The organism is Rhabdothermincola salaria (assembly GCF_021246445.1).
GTDB lineage: Bacteria > Actinomycetota > Acidimicrobiia > Acidimicrobiales > Acidimicrobilacustridaceae > Rhabdothermincola_A > Rhabdothermincola_A salaria.
Map to the genome: position 1 here is coordinate 419,823 of NZ_JAJQXW010000002.1, position 18,825 is coordinate 438,647.

At 73.6% G+C, this 18,825-nt stretch carries 21 protein-coding genes and 1 tRNA gene; 6 read left to right on the forward strand and 16 right to left on the reverse strand.

Annotated features, from left to right (window positions below; all coding sequences use genetic code 11):
* Nucleotides 1-4 precede the first annotated feature (4 nt).
* From LUW87_RS11220 to LUW87_RS11250, 7 genes are all read right to left on the reverse strand, one after another.
* Nucleotides 5-505, reverse strand: a complete 501-nt coding sequence (locus LUW87_RS11220) for a (2Fe-2S)-binding protein (protein ID WP_232671266.1) — start codon at nucleotides 503-505, stop codon at nucleotides 5-7.
* Nucleotides 502-1,377: an FAD binding domain-containing protein gene (locus LUW87_RS19275; protein WP_232671267.1), complete on the reverse strand. Its 876-nt coding sequence runs from the start codon at nucleotides 1,375-1,377 to the stop codon at nucleotides 502-504. The genes LUW87_RS11220 and LUW87_RS19275 overlap by 4 nt, the downstream gene beginning before the upstream one ends.
* A 30-nt stretch (nucleotides 1,378-1,407) precedes the next feature.
* Complete coding sequence (locus tag LUW87_RS11230; RefSeq protein WP_232671268.1) at nucleotides 1,408-1,785, reverse strand: FKBP-type peptidyl-prolyl cis-trans isomerase; 378 nt, start codon at nucleotides 1,783-1,785, stop codon at nucleotides 1,408-1,410.
* Between the two features lie 39 nt (nucleotides 1,786-1,824).
* The gene (locus LUW87_RS11235; protein WP_232671269.1) at nucleotides 1,825-2,601 is read right to left on the reverse strand and encodes an MOSC domain-containing protein; all 777 of its coding nucleotides are present in this window, start codon (nucleotides 2,599-2,601) and stop codon (nucleotides 1,825-1,827) included.
* Nucleotides 2,602-2,695: 94 nt separating this feature from the next.
* Nucleotides 2,696-3,565 (reverse strand): 50S ribosomal protein L11 methyltransferase, encoded by an 870-nt coding sequence (gene prmA, locus LUW87_RS11240; RefSeq protein ID WP_232671270.1) that lies wholly within the window; start codon nucleotides 3,563-3,565, stop codon nucleotides 2,696-2,698.
* Between the two features lie 104 nt (nucleotides 3,566-3,669).
* A complete protein-coding gene (locus tag LUW87_RS18420; protein WP_232671271.1) occupies nucleotides 3,670-3,906 on the reverse strand; it encodes a DUF3039 domain-containing protein in 237 nt (78 codons plus the stop codon).
* Between the two features lie 64 nt (nucleotides 3,907-3,970).
* Entirely contained in the window at nucleotides 3,971-5,308 is a 1,338-nt protein-coding gene (locus LUW87_RS11250) for a M15 family metallopeptidase (protein WP_232671272.1), read from the reverse strand.
* A 140-nt stretch (nucleotides 5,309-5,448) separates the two neighbouring features.
* On the opposite strand from LUW87_RS11250, the gene LUW87_RS11255 reads away from it, so the two are divergent.
* The 3 genes from LUW87_RS11255 to LUW87_RS11265 are packed head-to-tail and all read left to right on the forward strand — an operon-like array spanning nucleotide 5,449 to nucleotide 7,317.
* Nucleotides 5,449-6,099, forward strand: coding sequence for a nitroreductase family protein (locus LUW87_RS11255; protein ID WP_232671273.1), 651 nt, complete (start codon nucleotides 5,449-5,451; stop codon nucleotides 6,097-6,099).
* The gene (locus tag LUW87_RS11260; RefSeq protein ID WP_232671274.1) at nucleotides 6,099-6,659 is read left to right on the forward strand and encodes a hypothetical protein; all 561 of its coding nucleotides are present in this window, start codon (nucleotides 6,099-6,101) and stop codon (nucleotides 6,657-6,659) included. Before LUW87_RS11255 ends, LUW87_RS11260 begins: the two co-directional genes overlap by 1 nt.
* A 10-nt stretch (nucleotides 6,660-6,669) precedes the next feature.
* A complete protein-coding gene (locus LUW87_RS11265; RefSeq protein ID WP_232671275.1) occupies nucleotides 6,670-7,317 on the forward strand; it encodes a hypothetical protein in 648 nt (215 codons plus the stop codon).
* Between the two features lie 42 nt (nucleotides 7,318-7,359).
* Here LUW87_RS11265 and LUW87_RS11270 read toward each other — a convergent pair whose 3' ends face one another.
* Entirely contained in the window at nucleotides 7,360-7,809 is a 450-nt protein-coding gene (locus tag LUW87_RS11270; protein ID WP_232671276.1) for a hypothetical protein, read from the reverse strand.
* Nucleotides 7,806-9,194 carry a flavin monoamine oxidase family protein gene (locus LUW87_RS11275; protein ID WP_232671277.1) on the reverse strand — a complete coding sequence of 463 codons (1,389 nt, stop codon included), beginning with the start codon at nucleotides 9,192-9,194 and terminating at the stop codon, nucleotides 7,806-7,808. Before LUW87_RS11275 ends, LUW87_RS11270 begins: the two co-directional genes overlap by 4 nt.
* 58 nt (nucleotides 9,195-9,252) lie before the next feature.
* On the opposite strand from LUW87_RS11275, the gene LUW87_RS11280 reads away from it, so the two are divergent.
* The 3 genes from LUW87_RS11280 to LUW87_RS11290 all read left to right on the forward strand — a co-directional run bounded on the left by LUW87_RS11280 (nucleotide 9,253) and on the right by LUW87_RS11290 (nucleotide 12,822).
* Entirely contained in the window at nucleotides 9,253-10,038 is a 786-nt protein-coding gene (locus tag LUW87_RS11280) for an inositol monophosphatase family protein (protein WP_232671278.1), read from the forward strand.
* Between the two features lie 70 nt (nucleotides 10,039-10,108).
* Nucleotides 10,109-12,070, forward strand: a complete 1,962-nt coding sequence (locus LUW87_RS11285) for a copper resistance CopC/CopD family protein (RefSeq protein ID WP_232671279.1) — start codon at nucleotides 10,109-10,111, stop codon at nucleotides 12,068-12,070.
* A gap of 17 nt (nucleotides 12,071-12,087) precedes the next feature.
* Nucleotides 12,088-12,822 carry a DUF1775 domain-containing protein gene (locus tag LUW87_RS11290; protein ID WP_232671280.1) on the forward strand — a complete coding sequence of 245 codons (735 nt, stop codon included), beginning with the start codon at nucleotides 12,088-12,090 and terminating at the stop codon, nucleotides 12,820-12,822.
* 48 nt (nucleotides 12,823-12,870) lie between these two features.
* On the opposite strand, the gene LUW87_RS11295 is transcribed toward LUW87_RS11290, so the two are convergent.
* The 7 genes from LUW87_RS11295 to gyrA all read right to left on the reverse strand — a co-directional run bounded on the left by LUW87_RS11295 (nucleotide 12,871) and on the right by gyrA (nucleotide 18,818).
* Entirely contained in the window at nucleotides 12,871-13,746 is an 876-nt protein-coding gene (locus tag LUW87_RS11295) for a sigma-70 family RNA polymerase sigma factor (protein ID WP_232671281.1), read from the reverse strand.
* A 132-nt stretch (nucleotides 13,747-13,878) separates the two neighbouring features.
* The gene (locus LUW87_RS11300) at nucleotides 13,879-14,877 is read right to left on the reverse strand and encodes a saccharopine dehydrogenase family protein (protein WP_232671282.1); all 999 of its coding nucleotides are present in this window, start codon (nucleotides 14,875-14,877) and stop codon (nucleotides 13,879-13,881) included.
* Nucleotide 14,878: 1 nt separating this feature from the next.
* Nucleotides 14,879-15,016: a hypothetical protein gene (locus LUW87_RS11305; protein WP_232671283.1), complete on the reverse strand. Its 138-nt coding sequence runs from the start codon at nucleotides 15,014-15,016 to the stop codon at nucleotides 14,879-14,881.
* A 1-nt stretch (nucleotide 15,017) separates the two neighbouring features.
* A tRNA-Ile gene (locus tag LUW87_RS11310) sits at nucleotides 15,018-15,091 on the reverse strand.
* 100 nt (nucleotides 15,092-15,191) lie between these two features.
* Complete coding sequence (locus LUW87_RS11315) at nucleotides 15,192-15,794, reverse strand: DUF3566 domain-containing protein (RefSeq protein ID WP_232671284.1); 603 nt, start codon at nucleotides 15,792-15,794, stop codon at nucleotides 15,192-15,194.
* 74 nt (nucleotides 15,795-15,868) lie between these two features.
* Nucleotides 15,869-16,246, reverse strand: coding sequence for a pilus assembly protein TadG-related protein (locus LUW87_RS11320; protein ID WP_232671285.1), 378 nt, complete (start codon nucleotides 16,244-16,246; stop codon nucleotides 15,869-15,871).
* Between the two features lie 103 nt (nucleotides 16,247-16,349).
* The gene (gene gyrA / locus LUW87_RS11325) at nucleotides 16,350-18,818 is read right to left on the reverse strand and encodes a DNA gyrase subunit A (protein WP_232671286.1); all 2,469 of its coding nucleotides are present in this window, start codon (nucleotides 18,816-18,818) and stop codon (nucleotides 16,350-16,352) included.
* Nucleotides 18,819-18,825 lie beyond the last annotated feature (7 nt).

Genomic DNA, 18,825 nt, shown 5'->3' on the forward strand with positions numbered 1-18,825 from the left:
CGGCTCAGCCCTCCCCGTCGAGACGCAGCAGCTCGGCGCCTCGGCGCACGCCCGCCACGATGCTCTCGTAGCCGGTGCACCGGCAGAGGTTGCCGCCCAACGCCTCGCGGATCTCGGCGTCGTCGGGGTCGTCGTTCTCGGCCAGCAGCGCCACCGCGCTGATGAGCATCCCGGGGGTGCAGAACCCGCACTGGAACGCGTGCGCCTCGAGGCACCCGTGCTGCACCGGGTGCAGGTCGTCGGGGGTCCCGAGGCCCTCCACGGTGACCACGTCGTGGCCCTCGGCCTGCACCGCCAGCACCAGGCACGACCGCACCGGGCCACCGTCGAGAAGCACGGTGCACGAGCCGCACACGCCGTGCTCGCAGCCGAGGTGGGTGCCGGTGAGGCCGAGGGCGTCGCGCAGGGCGTCGGCCAGCGAGCGCCGAGCCTCGACGTGCACCTGCCGGTCCTCACCGTTCACCCGCAGCGACACCGTCGCCTCGAGGCGCGGTTCGGCGCTCACGACGCCGCTCCGGCCCGGCGAGCCGCGGTGGCCAGCACGCGGGCGGCCAACGCCCCGGCCACGCGACGCCGGTACGACGCCGACGCGTGGAGGTCGTCGTGGGGATCGAGGCGGGCGGCGGCCGCCCGCCCCACCTCCCCGAGCACCGCGGCGTCCGGGGCCCGTCCGACCGCGGCGGCACCCGCCTCGACGTCGAGCACCGGGGTGCTGCCCGCCCCGAGGAAGGCCAATCGGAGCTCGGCCACCCGACCGTCCTCGTCGAGGCCCACCCGGGCTCCGGCGCCGACGAGCGCGAAGTCGCCGTGGCGTCGGCTCACCTCGGCGAAGGCGTCGCCCACCCTCGCCCCACGGGCCGGCAGCCGAACCGCCTCCACCACCTCGTCGGGGGCCAGCACCGTCGTCAGATAACCGACGAAGAAGTCGCGGGCCGGCACCGACCTCGTACCGTCGGGGCCGCGCACGTCGATGGTGGCGTCGGTGAGCATCGCCACCGCGGGCAGCTCGGCGGCCGGGTCGGCGTGCGCCAGGCTGCCTCCGAGGGTGCCCCTCGTCCGGATGGCGGCGTGCCCGATCAGGGGGGCCACTTCGGCCAGCAGGGGGGCGTGGGCCGCCACCAGCGGATGGCGCTCGAGGGTGGCGTGGGTGACGCGAGCGCCGAGCACCACCTCGTCGCCCACGACGTCGATCGTGTCGAGGCCGGGCACCCGAGCCACGTCGACGAGCACGCTCGGACGACCCAGGCGCAGAGCCAGCACCGGCAGCAGGCTCTGGCCGCCGGCGATCACCTTGGCGTCCTCACCGGCCTCGGCGAGCCCCCGGACCACGTCGTCGAGCGTCTCGGGCGCGAGGTAGGCGAACGGTGGCGACTTCACGGACGTGACCCTCTCCCCGGGTCCGGGCGATCAGCCGACGTTCACCAGGTCGACGACGAAGACGAGGGTCTCGCCGCCCTTGATGACGCCGCCGGCGCCCTGGGCCCCGTAGCCCTTGTGGGGCGGGATCGTGAGACGGCGGCGGCCGCCCACCTTCATGCCCTGCACCCCTTCGTCCCACCCGGAGATGACCTGTCCGGCCCCGAGGCGGAACTCGAAGGTGTCGCGACGGTCCCACGAGGCGTCGAACTGGTCGCCGGTGCTCCACGCCACGCCCACGTAGTGCACGGTGACGTTGGCCCCCTTGGTGGCCTCGGCACCGTCGCCGACGGACAGGTCCTCGACGACGAGGTCGGCGGGCGGGTCCTCGGCGGGGATGGAGACGTCGGGCTTGGTGGGTTCGGCCATCGGGCCACCGTAGCGGCCCCCTGCGATCGGGGAGACGGCTCAGGCCAAGGCCAGCTCGCCGCCCACCCGGATCGGGCCCGGACGGACCGTGTCGGCGTACACCCCGATGTGGTTGGCGTGCAGCGCCTCCATGACCGCGTACATGCCCGGCTGGGGCTCGAGGCCCGGCTGGCCCCGCAACGGCATGGCGCAGCGCACGGTGGCCATGCGCACCGCCACCGTCGCCCCGTCGACCTCGACCTGTCGTCCCACCCAGGTGTCCTCGGTGAACGCCGCACCGGGGTCGGCGCCCTCGTCCAGCTCGATCACCACGTTGGGGCGGAAACGGCGCACGTCCCAGTCGAGGTCGGGGTCCTCCGCCCGGGCCCGGGCCAGGGTGGCCGTGCTCACCAGGTGCAGGGCGGCCAGGTCGAGGAACGACCCGGCGGGGGCCGGGATGTCGATCATCTCGGCGGCGTCGTTCGGGGGGTCGAACGTCATCTCGTAGGCCACCTCCGTGGCCGGATCCACGTGGCGCAGCTCCACCTCCCGGTCGAGCCACTCCGAGGCGAACCGCGAGCCCTCGGGGTCGCCGGCCACGAACTCGGCCCCGGTGGGCAGCACCACCACGACCTGGTCGCCCTCGGTGGTGGCCCGCCCGTGGAACAACGCGGCATGGCGCTTGGCGCTCAGCAGCTTGCCGGTGGCGCCGTCGACGAGCGCCCAGGCCCGGTCGCCCTCGATCCCACCCGCTGCGAGGGAGAGCGAGTCCACCCGCTCACCCTGCAGGGACTTCACGGGGAACCGCCACAGCTCGTCGACTCGACCGATCGTCATCGATCCATCCTGACCCAGCTGCTCCATGATCGGTCGCCACCGCCACCGCCACCGCCGCCGGCCGGGGCCGACCACCGACGCGAGCCGGGGAGGCTCACGCGCACCGCACCACCAGAGCTCGCCACTCGCCGTCGGCGGCGGTGGTGGCCAGCTGGGCGCCTTCCGCCTCGAAGGCGGCGGTCACCAGGTCGACCTGGTCCTGCAGCAGTCCGCTCAGCACCACGGTGCCACCGGGGGCGGTGCGGGCCACCACCATCGGGGCCAGCGCCGTGAGCGTGGCGGCGCCGATGTTGGCCACCACCACGGTGAACTCCCCCGTCACCTCGGCCAGGGACGGCCGCACCACCCGGACGCGGTCGGCGACGTCGTTCTCGGCCGCGTTGGCGGTCGTGGCCCGGTGGGCCTCGGGGTCTATGTCCACGGCCACCACCTCGTCGGCCCCCAACAGCGCGGCGGCCACGGCCAGCACCCCGCTGCCACAACCGACGTCGAGGACCCTCGCCCCCGGCGCGACCTGGGCCTCGAGCTCTCCCATGCACAGGCGGGTGGTGGCGTGGGCGCCGCTGCCGAAGGCTCGACCAGGGTCGAGGTGCACGACGACGTCGTCGACGCCGACCCAGGCCGGGGCGTCCTGCCAGGCGGGCACGACGACCAGGCGGCTACCCGCCCGCCACGGTCGGGCGTAGGCCTTCCAGGCGTCGAGCCAAGCGTCGTCCTCCACCGGCACCACGTCGGCGGACCAACGGCCATCGAGCGCCCGCAAGGCCTCCGGTGCCAACTCGGCCGTGGTCCCGGCCCAGAGCTGCACGCACGAGCCCTCCGTCGTCGGGCACGGCACTGCGACGGACCGCTCCTCGATGCCGGCCACACCGGCCGACCACAGGACACCGGCGGCCAGGTCGGCCTCCTCGGCAGGGACGGTGACGCGGAGCGTGACCCACGGTTCGGTCGTCAGGTCCAGCACGAGCGGTGAGGGTAGGTCCCGGCCCGCGATCGGGTCGAGCTGCCGGGGGGTGACACTTCCCACACGTCTCGCGGGCCACCCCTGCGGCGCCAGATGGCCCCGGATCAGTTGCCGCCGCTGGCCCGCAGCATGGTCAGGGCCTGCTTGCACCCCTCGCACACCGGGTACTGCTCGGGGTCACGCGTCGGGATGAAGCGCTCGCCGCACAGGGCGATCACCTCTTCGCCCATCACGTAGCCGCGCATCTGGTCGTCCTTGCGGATGATGTGGGCGACCTTGCCCTCCTCGAGCCCCGGGTCGGAGGGACGGGTGTCGGGCCGTTCGGTGACATCGGTGCTCACCCGCCCAGCCTACCGAGTGGGCCGGGCCGGGCCCGATCGTGGTCGCCCGGGCCCCGGTCGGCGCTCAACCACCCGAGGTCGACCAGTGCCAGGGCTCGCTCGGGAGGTTGAACAGCCCGTAGCGGGCGGCGTTGGCCGCCAACCACACGAACCCCGGGTCGCTCCGGCTGGTGATGAAGCGGCCGTTGGCGGTGAAGTCGATGGCGAGGCCCCGTTCGTGGTTGGACATCCCGGGCCGTGCCGTGGGCGGCGAGCACAGGTCCGGAGGCATGTCCCAGATGGCGTACTGGCTGGTCCCGCAGTTCTGGCGCCGCAGCGCGATCTGCGACTCGCTGCTGCGGTAGCCGCTGCCCCCGAGGCTGATGCCGGCGGAGCGGGCGGCGTCGAGCAGGGCCGCGACGTTGTCGGCGATGGAGGCGGCCACGGTGATCCCGCCGACCGTGCGCAGCGCCGGCGCCGAGGGGCTGGGACGCGGTGCAGAGGTGGTCGGCGGGCTCGTGGGCGCGGGAGACGGCGCCGGCGCGGGAGCCGGGGCACCGCCACCCTGCGTGGGAGGGGCCGTCGGAGCGGGGGCAGGGTTCGTCGGCCCCGGGTCCGAAGGGGCCGGCGGGGGCGGCGGGGGCGGCGGCGGGGCCAACCGGGCCAACGCGGCCGCCACCGCGGCCTCCTCTTCTCGGATGGTCCGGGCCAGCTCGGCGTCGAGCTCCTCCAGCGCGGCGGCATCGGACAGCCGCTGGTCGAGCCGGGCGCGCAGCGCGGCGGCGAACGCGGCCTGCTCGTCGCGGGCCGCGGTCAGCGATGCCACCGCCCGCTCGGCGGCCACGGCGTCGGCCTCGGCGTCCACCCGGGCCGCCTCCGCCCGCCGGACCTCCTCGTCGAGGCGACGCTGGGCGACCCGCACCTGGTCGATGACGTCGACGTCACGACCCGTCCGCATGGTCAGCAGCGCTCGGCGGGTGGCGTCCTCCTGGGCGGATCCGGCCTCCAGGCGGCGCAGGAGCTCGTCGGCCGGCGGGTCGACGTAGGCGGACACCGCGAACTGCTTCAGGCGTTGCTGCAGACCCATCAGCTCGAGGGCCTGGACCTCGGCGGCGGCGCGGGCCTCGGCGGCGCGCGTCGCGCTGGCGTCGGCGACCTCGGCGGCGGTGGCCGCCGCCTGCTGTTGCGCCGCCACGTTCGCCTCGAGGGCGACGAGGGCATCGGTGACCTGGGCCTGGTCCGCGCTGAGGGCGTCGACCTCCCGGGCCACCTGGGCCTGCTCGCGACGCACCTCCTCGCGCTCGGCCCGTGCGCTCTGGGCCGGGGCAGGAGCGGGCACGAGCCCGAGGAAGGCCAGCGCACCGAGCGCGCCAGCGACGACACGCACGCGGCGATGGCGGGGCAACACGAGTGGCAGGGGCATGGCGGTCCTCGGTCGATCGACACGGTCGACGATCAAAGGAAGGCCCATGCTCCGCCCGGGAACAGCGAAAAGGTAGCGCAGGGCGGGGGCGCGCACCAGGGTCGGTGGGTTGGACCCGGGCGCAGCGCTACCGTCGGAGCATGCCCACCGCCCCGACGGACCGCGCCGAACCGGACCACCGACCGCCTCCCCCGGACGGCAGCGGGGAGCTCGACACCATCGAAGCGGTGGCGTGGCGGCGCCGCTCGAACCTGCGGGTCGACCCCGACCGCGCCATTCCCCACGACCTCGTCGAACGCCTCTGCCGGCTGGCCTCCTGGGCCCCCAACCACCACAAGACCCGACCCTGGAAGTTCTGTGCGGTCACCGGCAGCGGCCGCACCGCACTCGGTGCGGCGCTCGCCCAGGAGCTCGCCGGCGGTGGCGAGGAGAACCCGGCCAAGATCGCCAAGGCCCGCATGAAGTACACCCGGGCCCCGCTGGTGCTGGTGGTGGCATCGAGCGACGGCCCCGACGAGGTGTGCACGGCCGAGAACCGCGACGCCGTGTCGGCGGCGGTGCAGAACCTCCTGCTGGGCGCCACCGCCTCGGGCCTGGCGTCGCTGTGGTCCACCGGGGCCGCCGCCCGCAGCGCCCGCGTGGCCGAGGTGTGCGGCTTCGACCCGACCGACACGGTCGTGGGCCTGGTGTACCTGGGCTGGCCCATCGCCGAGGCCAACGCCCCGGTCGACCGCCCCGAGCCGTTCCTCTGCGTCCTCGACGAGGACCCCTCCCCCGATCCGGTCACCTGATGGCCGCCGACTTCGAGGTGGCCCGCAAGGCCCGCATCCGGCGACTGTGGTCGAGCGCCGCATGGTGGATCTTCGTGGCCGTGTTCGTCTACAACGCCGCCGGCCTGGGCCAGGCCTTCTTCTGGATCCCGGCCGCCTTGTTCGGTGTCGCCGCCGCCGCCACCACCCGCCTGGCCTTCTCGTCCACCGCGCCGGAACGCTTCGCGCCCTGGCCGGACGCGCTGGCCGAGGCAACCGAGGACCGGCCCTTCGAGACGCCCGCGCACTGGGCCGCCTTCGAGGGCAACCGTCCGTCGGTGTCCAAGCCGGGGCGATTGCGGGTGGCCGACGGACGGATCTCGTTCTTCACCCTCGACGACGAGGTCCGCTTCGACCTCCCCGTCGAGAAGATCGAGCTGCCGCTGAAGCCCAGCTTCTCACGGCCCATGCTGCAGATCGACGTGGGCGAGAGCCGTCACCTGATCCGCATGTTCCCGGTCTGGGACCTGGGGGCCACCTTCGTCGGGCCGGTGGTCGTCGGCGAGTGGTACGACCAGCTCCACGACCTCGGGGCCTCCTGAGCCCCACCCCGTGAACGGCACCGGCTCGGGCCCTGCGCCCCACGCCGACCCGAACCCGTTGCGGAGCCGGGCCCGGCGCCGTCGCCGCGTCGAGCTGCTCGCCGGGTGGGTGGTGCTGGTGGTGCTGGTGGTGGCCCTCGTGGCCGGTGGTCCCTGGCTGCTGGTCATCCCCGGGCTGGCCGTCGCCGCGCTGGTGCTGGCCAACACGGTGGCCGCCGCCACGGGCCGTGGTCCCGAGGAGCAGGCCCTCACCCCCGGCCGCCTGTCGCGGGCCGCGCCGGACCGAGATCCGGTGGCGGTGCCGGCCACCTGGGCGCCTCGCCGCCACGCCCCCGACCGCCACCGCCACGAGGGCCAGCTCCGCTGGGGCGACGGTCGCCTCCGCTTCACCGTCGAGCGAGCGGCGGCCGGGCGACGGACGACGGCGGCGTCGCCGCTGTCGGGGATGTGCCTCCTCGACGCCGAACCGTGGGAGCTGCGCCTCGGACCGGCCCCGACCCTGTGGCGACCCCAGCTGGTGCTCCACCACGGGGCCGACACCCATGTCCTGGATCTGTGCCCGGGCTGGGACCTGGCCGGCGTCGGCGTCGGGGTGCTCCTGGCTGCCGAGTGGCACCACCAGCTCGAGGGGGTCGGCGTCGACACCGCCACGCCGTGACGGGGGGCATCCGACGACACCGGTCGCGGCGCGCTGCGACGCTCAGGACCACCGCAGCCCGTGGTCGTCGACCGCGGCCTCGAGCGCCCGCACCAGCGCCTCGGGCTCGCCCCCGCAGGCGTCGAGGGCCCCGGCGTCGAGCACCATCACCGCCTCGGTGCGATCCGACACGCTCCCGGCCGAGGCCACCAGCGCCACCACGCACGGGGTGCGGCCGTCGGTCAGGGCCACCACCTCGGGGGCGCGTTCGTCGAGGTGGACCAGGTCGAACGGCACGGGCAGACCGGCTGCGCAGCGGGCGAACTCCGGCTTGGCCCGGAACGGGCCATGGGTGATGTCGCACAGGGCGCAGTGGGCTCGGCCGAGGCGGGCCCCCACCCAGTAGGCCACCTCCCCGGTGAGGCTGCCCTTGGCGTGGTAGACGCCCACCAGCCGCACCACGCGTGATCCCCGTGGGTCGGGGGCCGGGTCGGCACCGTCGGTGTCGGTCACGGGCGCAGGATCCGCCGGATCTCGTCGGCCGTGCGCTCACCGGATTCCACCGCGCCGTCCATGTACCCGCTCCACACCGTGCCGGTCTCGGCCCCCGCCCAGTGGAGGGGCCCGCAGGGGCGGGTGAGGGCGGGGCCGAGCTGCGTCCAGGCGCCGGGCGGGAGGTGGGCGCCGTAGCAGCCGCGCGTCCACTCCTCCGCCTGCCAGTCCTGGGCCACGAACTCCACCGGGTGGGCGGCGCGAGGCCCGAAGTGGTGCACCAGGGCGCCCAGCACCGCCCCGCGTCGGTCGTCGGGGCCGAGCCGACCGAGCTCGATGGCCGACCGGCCCTCGACGAAGGCCAGCAGCACTCCCGGGGTCCCCGACGGCGGCGAGTTGTCGAACGTGACCTTCACCGGCGGTCGGTCGGTGGCGGCTTGGCCGTTGAGGCCGTCGTCGCGCCAGAACGGGGTCTCGTAGACCGCCATCGTCTTGATGACGGCGCCGGCGGGCATGCGCTGGGTGAGCTGATCGCGGTCGGCGGGGAGCGCCGGGGCGTAGGCGATCCGTCCGGCGAGCGTGGGCGGCACGGCCACGATCGCCCGGCGGGCCCGCACGACGAGCCCGTCGGCCCGCACTTCGACCCCACCACCGGCGGCCGGACCGTGGGCGATGCTGCGCACCGGGTGACCCAGGCGGACCCGGTCGCCGAGGGAGGCGGCCATCCGCACGGCGATGAGCTGGGTGCCGCCGACGACGCGGTCCTGCTGGGCCCCGCCCCGGGTGCTCAACAAGGCGTCGACCCCGGTGCCGGAGTGGACGTAGAAGAGCGCGTGCAGCGCCGAGAACGAGGTGGGCTCGGCGGCGAAGACGGCGTCGGCGACCGTGCGGAGGTACTCGGCGCCGGCCCGGGTGAAGGTGGACCGGCGGATCCAGGTCTCCCACGTCATCCGGTCGAGCCGTTCGGCGTCGGGCGCCTCCCACGGCGCGTCCAGCGGCACCCGCCGAGCCTGGCGGTCCAGCCGGGTCTGGGCCTGGAGCACGTCGGCCAGCACGAACGGGCTGAGGCGCGGGTACGGCCCGCGGTAGCGCCGCAGGTCGCCGCCCAAGCCCACCAAGCTGTCGCCTCGCGTCCAGGTGGGGTGGGTGGCGAGGCCGAGCTCGTCGAGGAGGGCGTGGATGCGGTGCTGGCCGGGACCGACCCACTGGCCCCCCACCTCCACTACCGAGCCGTCGGCCAAGGTGTGGTCGAGCAGGCGGCCGCCCACACGGTCACGGGCCTCGACCACGACCACGTCGAGGCCGTCGGCCACCAGGCGCCGGGCCGCGGTCAGCCCCGCCAGCCCGGCCCCGACCACCACGACGTCGGTCTCCACGAACTCGCTCTCGGCCCCCCGATCGCCCATGGTCCGCGAGTCTGCCAGCCCCCTCGGCGTCGAGGACGTCCGTGCCAGCATGGGCCCCATGACCGACGTCGCGCCCCCCGTGGACCCTTCCCTCGTCGATGACGCGGTGGCCATCGCCACGGAGGCCGGGGCGCTCACCCTGCGGTGGTTCGCCGACGAGAGCCTCGAGGTGGAGAAGAAGGGCGACGGGACTCCCGTCACCGCGGCCGACAAGGCCGCCGAGCGCCGGGTGCGCGAGCTGCTGGCCGCCCGCCACCCCGACGACGCCGTGCTGGGCGAGGAGGAGGACGACGTCGAGGGCACCTCCGGTCGTCGCTGGATCGTCGATCCCATCGACGGCACCAAGGCCTTCACCCGCGGCGTCCCGCTCTACTCCACCCTCCTCGCCGTCATCGACGAGCACGGGCCGGCGGTCGGCGTGATCGATCTGCCTGCGCTCGGCCACACCGTGTGGGCCGGCCGGGGACGGGGCTGCTTCCTCGACGGCCACCCCACCGGCGTGAGCGGGCGCAGCGAGCCCGCCGATTGCGTGCTGTCCACCAGCGGCTACTCGTGGTGGCCCGACGCGGCCCTCCTGGCCGTGAAGCACGCCGGCTTCCAGCTGCGCACGTGGGGCGACGGCTACGGGTACGCCCTGGTGGCCACTGGCGCCATCGAGGCCATGGTCGATCCGGAGGTGTCGCTGTGGGACGTGGCCCCCATGCCGGTGATCGTGTCCGAGGCCGGGGGTCGCTTCACCGACGCGGAGGGCGCCGAGCTCGATCTGCGCCCGGGGGCCAGGGTCTCCGGTGTGGCCACCAACGGCCTCGTGCACGACCACGTCCTCGCCTGCCTGGGCGACTGAAGCCCCGGTGGCCCACCAGTCCGCGGTTCGCCGACGTGACCGCCGTTCGCGAGTGGGCGAACATGGCCCGGTGACCGCCGTCGACCCTTCCGTGGCCTGCCCCTCCCGGCGGGCGGCGCCGGTCCTGGTGGCCGTGGGTGTGCTCACCCTGGTCCTGGTGCTGGCCACGGCGGCCCCGGCCGGGGCCCATGCCAGCGTGATCACCACCAGCCCGGCCGACGGCCAATCGGTGCCCGAGCCGCCCACCACCTTCACCGTGACCTTCACCGAGGCGGTCGACACCCAACTGGGCGGGTTGAGCGTGCTCGACGGCGACGGCAACCGGGTCGACCTGGACGACACGACGAGCGAGGACGCCGGGCGGCTCCTGAGCGTCGGACTCGAGCCGGACCTGGCGGAGGGCACCTATGTGGGCACCTGGCGGGTCGTGTCCGCCGATGGCCACCCCATCAGCGGGTCGGTGCTGTTCGCGGTCGGCACCGTCGTCGACCCCTCCGGCCTCGACGTCCTCACCGCTCGCACCGACCCCGGGTGGGAGGTGGCCGGCACGGTGGCCCGCTTCGCCACCTTCGTCGCCGCGCTCCTGGCGGCCGGCATGGGCTTCTTCCTCGCCTTCGTCCACGACCAACGCCGCGACCGCTGGAGGCTGGCTCCGGTGGTGCGCCTGGCCACGCTGGCCGGCCTGTTCGGGATCCTCGCCACGGTCGGCGCCCAAGCGGCCCTGGCCACCGGCCGGGGCCTCGACGCCGCCACCGACCTCGACGTCGTCCGCACCGTGCTCACCGAGTCGCTGGGGTGGCAGGCCGTCGTGCTCCTGGCCGGCCTCGCCCTCGTCCACCTGTCCACCGACACCCAGAAGCTCCTCGTGGCCCAGGGCTGCGCCTTCTACGGCGGGTTGGCGGTCAGCGCGTCGTTCGTCCTGTGGGGCCACGCCACCGAGGCTCCGTACCGGTGGCTGTCGGTCCTCGCCGACGGCACCCACGTGGCGACCGCCGCCGTGTGGTTCGGGGGCCTGGTCGGCCTCGCCCTCACCCTGAGCCAACGCGCCTCGGCGCTCGCCGGCGCCCCCGACCCCGATCTCCCGGCGCGTCCCGACAGCACCGACAGCACCGACAGCACCGACAGCACCGACAGCACCCTCAGCACCGTGGCGGCGCCGTCCTCGACCACGCTCACCCTCGACGACTCGGCTCTGGTGGCCACGGCCAGCCCCACTGGTGTCCGCACCGATCGGCGGGCCCGTCGAGACCTGCTGCGCTCCACCGCAGTGGTGGTGGGGCGCTTCTCCACTGCCGCCACCGTCTCGGTGATCGGCGTGCTCGTCACCGGCCTGGCCATGACCTGGATCCAGTCCGGGGGTTCGCCCTCGGCCCTGTGGTCCACGACCTACGGTCGCCTCCTGCTCGCCAAGGTGGCGCTGGTCGGGGCGGTCGTCGTGCTCGGCGCCTACAACCGCCAACGCCTGGTCCCCTCCCTCACCGCCGTCCCCGTCGACCCTTCCGACGACGCAGTGGCCACCGCCTCCACCCCCGCCGACGAGCCCCTCGACGACCCCGGGGAGACCACCGACGCCGCGAGCACCGAGGGCTGGCATCGGCTGCGGGGCACGCTGTTGGTGGAAATCGTCGTCATCCTCGCCGTGCTCGCCCTCACCGCGGTCCTGGTCAACGTCACCCCGGCCCGCACCGCAGCCGACGACCGCGGCGGAACCGTCTCGCTGCAGGGGGCCGCCGGCGACGGCACCGTGGAACTCACCATCGACCCCGCTCGCGCCGGGCCCAACACCCTCCGGGTGCAGTACCTCGACCCGGACGGCCGACCTCTCGACGTGGCCACCGACCTGCGTGTCGAGTTCCGCCTCCCCGAGGCCGACCTCGGCCCGATCAGCCGGGATGTCGTCAAGGTCGGTCCCGGGACGTTCGTGGTGGAGGGCTCCGAGCTCTCGATCCCCGGTCGCTGGGAGATCGCCCTCGCCGTGCGCCCCTCGGACTTCCGTGAGGTCCGCACCCCCTTCGTCATCGACATCCCCTGACCCCCATCCGGAGCACCATGCCCCCCTTCAACTCCTCCCCCGACCGATCCAGCCCGCGTCGCCACCGCCCCACCCGTGCGGTCATCGCCGCGCTGGCCCTGTCGGGAACCGTCGCCCTCGTCGCGCCCACCGCTCCGGCCGCGGCCCACGTCACCTCGGCCGAGGAGCCGGTGGTCGCCGGGGAGCGCACCCCCGTGACCTTCAGCTTCGACCACGGATGCGCCGGCCAGCCCACCACCTCGTTGCGGGTGCAGATCCCCGACGGGGTCAGCGACGTGGCCGCCGAGGCCCCAGAGGGCTGGACCTCGACGGTGACCGACGACGAGCTGCGGTGGGACGGAGGCTCGATCCCCGACGGCGAGACCGTCCCGTTCGTGGCCACCATGGTCGTGACCGCCCCGGAGGACACCACCCTGCACTTCCCGACCATCCAGGGCTGCCCCACCGCCGAAGAGGCCTGGATCCAGATCCCCGACGCGTCGAACCCCGAGCCCGACTACCCGGCGCCCAGCATCGTGGTGGGCACCACGACCGACGCCACCTTGGCCGACGAGCCCCAGGGCACCGAAGCCGCCGCGGCCACCACCCCGACCACACGCCCCCCGCTCGAGGACAGCCCCATCGCCAGCCGCGAGGTCGACCGCTCCACCTCGGGCCTGATCGTGTTCATCGGGGTGATGGTGGTCATCATCGGCGGCGCGGTGGTCCTCTACCTCGTGTACCGACCCAAGCGGGGCTCCTCCGAGAGCTGACCGGACGGCGTCGGGCCGGTCGCTCGGGCACCGGCCCCGCGGTGCCGGTCAGTCGGCGCGCGGGAGGACCCGGGGCGGGTGGTCCAGCCGGGACTGCCATCGCGAGGCGGCAGCGATGGCGGCCGCGTAGTCGGCCCGCTGGGCGCCCCAGCGCACACCCACCCGACGGTCGGGGCGCCCCGGCGACACCGCCGGCGCGTCGTACTGCGCTTCGATGCCGTCGCGGAGCATCTCCAGCGCCTCGGACCGCAGCTGGCTGACCCGAGACTCGGTGACCCCCAGGAAGCGGGCCAGGTCGGCCGAGGTGTGGCCGTCGAGGAAGTACCCGACGATCACCAGACGATGGCGTTCCGGGAGCAGGCTGATGGCGTCGTGGACGTAGGCCAGCAGCTCGCGGTCCTCGAGGAGGTGCTCGGCGCTGGGCTGGTCGGTGTCACGCAGCACCTCGATGAGGCTCACGTTGTCGTCGCCGTCCTGCACCGGCTGCTCGAGGGCGAGGACCACCGAGCGGTAGACACGGTCGCTGAGTCGCGCCAGCTCCGACGGTGCGACCCCGAGGCGCTCCGCCACCTCGTTCGGTGAGGGGACCCGCCCCAGCTCGCTGGTCAACTCCTGTTCGGTGCGGGCCAGGCGACGACCCACCGACCGCACCGAACGGGGCGCCCAGTCGGCGGCGCGGACCGCGTCGAGGATCGCTCCCCTGATCCGGCGAGCCACGAAGCGATCGAAGGGCACCCCCCGGTCCGGGTCCCAACGACGAGCGGCCTCCACCAGTCCGAGCGCCCCGGCGCGGGCGAGGTCGTCGCGGTCGACGTGGCGAGGGAAGTGCACCGCCACCTGGAAGACGACGTGGCGCACCAGCGGGAGCTGGTCCTCGATCAGCGCCATCGTGGCGGGATCGGGTCGGCGCTTCGCCTGGGCCATCTCGCCTCCTCCACCGAAGCCGGCGCGGCCGTCGTCGTCGGGGAACGACCACGGCAGACACCGCGCCCGTTCACGCTAGGCCACAACGACGAACGAGGACGGGATGACGGCCTCGCCCAACACGCCGGCCCGTCAGGCGGCCCGGTGGGCGTGTCCCTCGAACACCGCGGCCTTGACGCCTCGCCGGGCCAGTTCGGCGAGGAACGGCAGCGGGTCGACGAGCTCGGCGAGGCCGGCCGCCCCCCGGCGCCGGACCCGCTGATCGAGGATCCACTGCACCGCCACCGCCCCCACCGCCCCGGCGGCGACCGCAGGCCGGTCCATGGCCCCGAGCACCACCACGTCGGTGGCCCCACCCCGCAGGCCGCGCAGCTCCACCCGCACGGCCCCGGGACCCCCCTCGGGATGGGTGGGCCACAACATCGGGAGCCGAGCGGTGAGGCGGTCGCGGCGCGTGGCCGCCATGCGGGCGGTGACGCGCTGCACACCGGGGAAGGCCGGCACGATCACGAGGGCGTCGGGCAGCGCGCCGCGGTAGCAGTCCTCGGCTCCGACGGGATCGGGGAACCAGCTGAGCTCTCGTCCGGACCCGCCGGGGCGCTGCACCCAACCGCCGTCGCGCCAGTCGAGGGCCATGCGACCGAGGGCTCGGTGGTGCTGGCGGGCGCAGGCCGGACCTCCCGTGCCGACCTTGGCCACGTGCACCTCGGTGAGGGTGTCGAAGCGCCCGGCACCGTGCGCGGCCAGCACGCAGGTGAGCCCCGGCGCGAAGCCGGCGCCGACGACCACGGTCCGGCCCCGCTCCCTGGCCTCGGCATCGAGGGCGAGCAACGCCCGCACGTCGTCGATGTCGTCGCTGGTGGAGACGACCGAGTGGCCCTGGCGCAGGAACCGGGCGGCGTGGTCGGCGTGCACCCCTCCGGGACCGGCCAGCACGACCACGTCGGCATCGAAGGGAGCATCGACCTCGGCGTCGTCGTGCTCGGCGCCATCGCCGAGGCTGTCGACGACGGCGCGGGCCCGGGCGGCATCGGGATCGCGCACCGCGACCGAGTCGACGCCGGTCGTGAGCAGTTGGCGGGCGAGTCGGGCCCCCACGGCACCGGCGCCCACGATGCCGACGCGAGCCATGTCAGCTCAGCTCGGGACCGGACAGCTCACGCCATCCGCCCGACTGCGGCGGCGTGCCGCCGGTGCCGCGCAAGCGCAGCACCGAGGCCACGAGGGTGGCGAAACCGAGGGCCATGATGGCCCGGCGGAGCATCTTCACGTGGGGCTAGCTGGAATCGAACCAGCGACCTCACCCTTATCAGGGGTGCGCTCTAACCAACTGAGCTATAGCCCCGTGGGGCAGCGGGTCACGATAACGGATCGCCCGGGACGGGGCCAACGCCGCCCGGAGGCCACCGGTCCCGGCTGGTGGGCCAGACCCCTGACGCGTCGACTCAGCGACGCCCGGAACGGCGCCCCCCGGCGCGACGCGCCGTCTCGAGCTCGATGACGCTGACCCGCAACCCGCCGGTGAGCCCGGCGATGAGGTTGAACAGCACGCTGAACACCACGGCGAAGACCATGCCCGTCACCACCAGGACGAGCGCACCGATGGCCGAGGCCCGGAAGATCTGCATGCCGTCGACCACCCATCCAGGCTCGGCGAGGATCTCGGCCATGAAGTTCTCGAACTTGGAGATGGTGCCGGTGGACACGGCCACCCGCCACAGCACGACGCCGGCCACGACCAGGATCAGCCAGGTGGAGAACGCGAACAGCAGCGACACCTTGAGCACCGACCAGGGCTCGACCCGGGTGACGATGCGGTGGACCTGGCGGGCCTCGTAGCGCACCGGGCCGCCGTCAGTCGCCCTGGCGACCGGGGCAGTGGTCGGAGGCCGAGAAGGAGGAGCCTGAGGATATGGGGGTGGAGGAGCGCTGGCCCGCACCACCGGGGCGCTGATGGTGGGCTCGCCCTGGTCGCCGTCCCCGTCGTCGGCGTCGGTCTGATCGTCCCCTCGCAGGGGCGCGGCGCCAGTGCGGGGGTCGATCGCCATCGCAGGAAGTGTAGGCACGCTCCGGCCCCTACCCAGGTCATGGCGGGCGTGTGCACGGGCATTTGGCCGTCGTGTCAGGGCCTCTCCGGGGCGAACGGTTCGAGGCGGGCGCGCGCCACCGCCTCGGCGTCACCGACCCTGACCGTGACCTCGACCTCGTCGCCGTAGCTCTCGAACGCCATGACCCGGCCCCCGTTGGCCGCCGCCAGGCGATCGGCCGCGGCGCGCCCCTCGACAGCGCCGGCCAGGGCGGCGGCGTCGGCGGCCGAATGGGCCCGGGCCCGATCCGTCACCACGCCCGCCAGGCGCACCGCGCCGAACCCCAGCACCATCACCAAGGCCAGCGCGCCGGCGACCACCGGCACCGCCTGGCCTCGGTCGCCCCGGAAGCGTCGGGCCCGGCTCGGCACCTGCCCGGCTCGGGCGCACTCGCGTCCACCTCGTCGGTCCATGTGGGATCCTCCTCATCGGCGACCGACCATCGGTGGTCGGTGCTCGTCGATGGCCAGCCGCAGCTCGCGAGGAGGCCGTCGGGGACGGCGAGGGTGGGTGCGGTCAGTCCTCGACCGTGAGGACGGGGGCGACCGCAGCGACGGTCTGGTCGCCGTCGAGGTTCATGACCCGGACGCCGGTGGCGTCGCGGCCCTGCGAGGAGATCTCGCGGACGGGCATGCGGATCACGACACCACCGCTGGCGATCACGAAGATGTCGTCGTCGATGCCCACCATGAAGGCGGCCACCACGAAGCCCTTGCGGGCGGTGAGCTTGATGCCCCGCACGCCCTGACCGCCGCGCCCCTGCTGGTTGAAGCGATCGAGCTGGGTGCGCTTGCCGTAGCCGGCGTCGGTGACGATGAGGATGGCGGCGTCGTCTCGAGCCACGTCGCAGGAGACGACCTCGTCGCCCTCTCGCAGCTTCATGCCCCGCACCCCGGCCGCGGCCCGACCCATGAACCGCACGTCGCTTTCGGCGAACCGGATCGTCATGCCGCTGCGCGACACCATGAAGATGTCCTCGCCGCCGTTGGTGGGGATCACCCGCACCAGCTCGTCGCCGTCGCGCAGGTTGATGGCGATCAGGCCGGCCCGCAACGACGAGTCGTACTCGGTGAACTTGGTCTTCTTGACCTGGCCCTTCCTGGTCGCGAAGAAGAGGTAGCGGTTGGTCTCGTAGTCGCGCGTGTCGATGATCGCCTGGATGGTCTCGCCCGGCTGCAGCGGCAGCAGGTTCACGATGGCCGTGCCCCGCGCCGTGCGGTCCTTCATCGGGATCTCGTGCGCCTTCAGGCGGTAGACGCGACCACGGTTCGAGAAGAAGAGCAGGTAGGCGTGGGCCGTCGTGTGGATGATGTGGTTGACGTAGTCCTCGTCCTTGAGCTTGGCCCCGGCCACCCCCCGGCCGCCGCGACCCTGGGTGCGGAAGGTGTCGGCCGCCACGGTCTTGACGTAGCCCTTGGCGCTCATGGTGACGACGAGGTCCTCGTCGTCGATGAGGTCCTCGATGTCGATGTCGCCCACGTCGTAGGTGATCTGGCTGCGGCGCGGCTGGGCGTAGGCGGCCTTGATCTCGCCCATCTCCTCGCTGATGACGGCGCGGAGCTTCACCTCGTCGCCCAGGATGGCCTCGAGCTCGGCGATGGTCTCGCGCAGCTGGGCCATCTCCTCTTCGAGCTGAGAGCGACCCAGGCGGGTGAGCCGGGCCAGGGTCATGTCGAGGATGTGCTCGGCCTGCTCGTAGGAGAACCCGAAGGGGTCGGCCATGAGCGCCTCTCGGGCGGCGGCCTTGTCGTCGCTGGCCCGGATGGCGGCGATGATCTCGTCGATCAGGTCGAGGGCCTTGAGCAGGCCTTCGACGATGTGGGCCCGCTCCCGCGCCTTGTCGAGGCGATACTGCGAACGCCGCCGGATGACCTCTTTCTGGTGGTCGATGTAGGCGTGGAGGGCGTCGGCCAGGTTGAGCGTGCGGGGGATGCCGTCGACCAGGGCGACGGTGTTGACCGAGAAGTTGGTCTGCAGCGGCGTGCGCTTGTAGAGGTTGTTGAGGATGACCAGCGCCGGCGCGTCGCGCTTGAGGCGCAGCACCAGGCGCAGCTGGCCCTTGGCCGACTCGTCGTTGAGCTCGGCGATGCCCTCGAGCTCGCGGTTGTCGACCAGCTCCTTGACCTTGACGATGAACTGGTTGGGGCTCACCTGGTAGGGCAGCTCGCTGATCACGATGTAGTCGGAGCGGGCGCCCTCTTCGATCTCGGCCTTGCCCCGCAGCTTGATGGAGCCCCGGCCGGTCCGGTAGGCGTCCATGATCCCCTGGCGACCCATGATGAGGGCGCCGGTGGGGAAGTCGGGACCCTTCACGAACGCCATGAGGTCGTCGGAGGTGGCCTCGGGGTGGGCGAGGAGGTGGTCGACGGCGTCGATGACCTCGGCCAGGTTGTGCGGCGGGATGTTGGTGGCCATGCCCACGGCGATGCCCTGGGAGCCGTTGACCAAGAGGTTTGGGAAGCGCGAGGGAAGGACCAGCGGCTCGGTGAACTCACCCGAGTAGTTCTCGCCGAAGTCGACCGTGTTCTCGTCGATGTCGCGCAGCATCTCGAGCGCCAGCGGGGCCAGACGGCACTCGGTGTAGCGGGCCGCTGCCGGAGGGTCGTCGAGCGAGCCGAAGTTGCCCTTCGGGTGGATGAGCGGGTGGCGCAGGCTGAAGGTCTGGCCCATGCGGACCAGCGCGTCGTAGATCGACGAGTCGCCGTGGGGGTGGTACTTGCCCATGACCTCGCCGGTGACGCGGGCGCACTTCATGGTGGGCCGGTCCGGGAGGGCCCGCAGGTCGTACATGCCCCAGAGGATGCGGCGGTGCACCGGCTTCAGGCCGTCACGTGCGTCGGGCAGCGCCCGCGACACGATCACCGACATGGCGTAGTCCAGGAAGGAGCGTTCCATCTCCTCTTGGATCTCGATCGGCTCGATGCCGCCGAGGCCGAGGGCAGTGCCCTCGCCGTTGCCGTCGTCGGGTGGCGTCACGTCGGTCATGGGTGGT

Bases quoted from the DNA above. Each gene is read 5' to 3' on its own strand.
- LUW87_RS11230 (WP_232671268.1), bottom strand. From the start codon at position 1,785: ATGGCCGAACCCACCAAGCCCGACGTCTCCATCCCCGCCGAGGACCCG.
- LUW87_RS11235 (WP_232671269.1), bottom strand. From the start codon at position 2,601: ATGACGATCGGTCGAGTCGACGAGCTGTGGCGGTTCCCCGTGAAGTCC.
- LUW87_RS11250 (WP_232671272.1), bottom strand. From the start codon at position 5,308: ATGCCCCTGCCACTCGTGTTGCCCCGCCATCGCCGCGTGCGTGTCGTC.
- LUW87_RS11255 (WP_232671273.1), top strand. From the start codon at position 5,449: ATGCCCACCGCCCCGACGGACCGCGCCGAACCGGACCACCGACCGCCT.
- LUW87_RS11260 (WP_232671274.1), top strand. From the start codon at position 6,099: ATGGCCGCCGACTTCGAGGTGGCCCGCAAGGCCCGCATCCGGCGACTG.
- LUW87_RS11275 (WP_232671277.1), bottom strand. From the start codon at position 9,194: ATGGGCGATCGGGGGGCCGAGAGCGAGTTCGTGGAGACCGACGTCGTG.
- LUW87_RS11280 (WP_232671278.1), top strand. From the start codon at position 9,253: ATGACCGACGTCGCGCCCCCCGTGGACCCTTCCCTCGTCGATGACGCG.
- LUW87_RS11290 (WP_232671280.1), top strand. From the start codon at position 12,088: ATGCCCCCCTTCAACTCCTCCCCCGACCGATCCAGCCCGCGTCGCCAC.
- LUW87_RS11295 (WP_232671281.1), bottom strand. From the start codon at position 13,746: ATGGCCCAGGCGAAGCGCCGACCCGATCCCGCCACGATGGCGCTGATC.
- LUW87_RS11300 (WP_232671282.1), bottom strand. From the start codon at position 14,877: ATGGCTCGCGTCGGCATCGTGGGCGCCGGTGCCGTGGGGGCCCGACTC.
- LUW87_RS11315 (WP_232671284.1), bottom strand. From the start codon at position 15,794: ATGGCGATCGACCCCCGCACTGGCGCCGCGCCCCTGCGAGGGGACGAT.
- LUW87_RS11320 (WP_232671285.1), bottom strand. From the start codon at position 16,246: ATGGACCGACGAGGTGGACGCGAGTGCGCCCGAGCCGGGCAGGTGCCG.
- gyrA (WP_232671286.1), bottom strand. From the start codon at position 18,818: ATGACCGACGTGACGCCACCCGACGACGGCAACGGCGAGGGCACTGCC.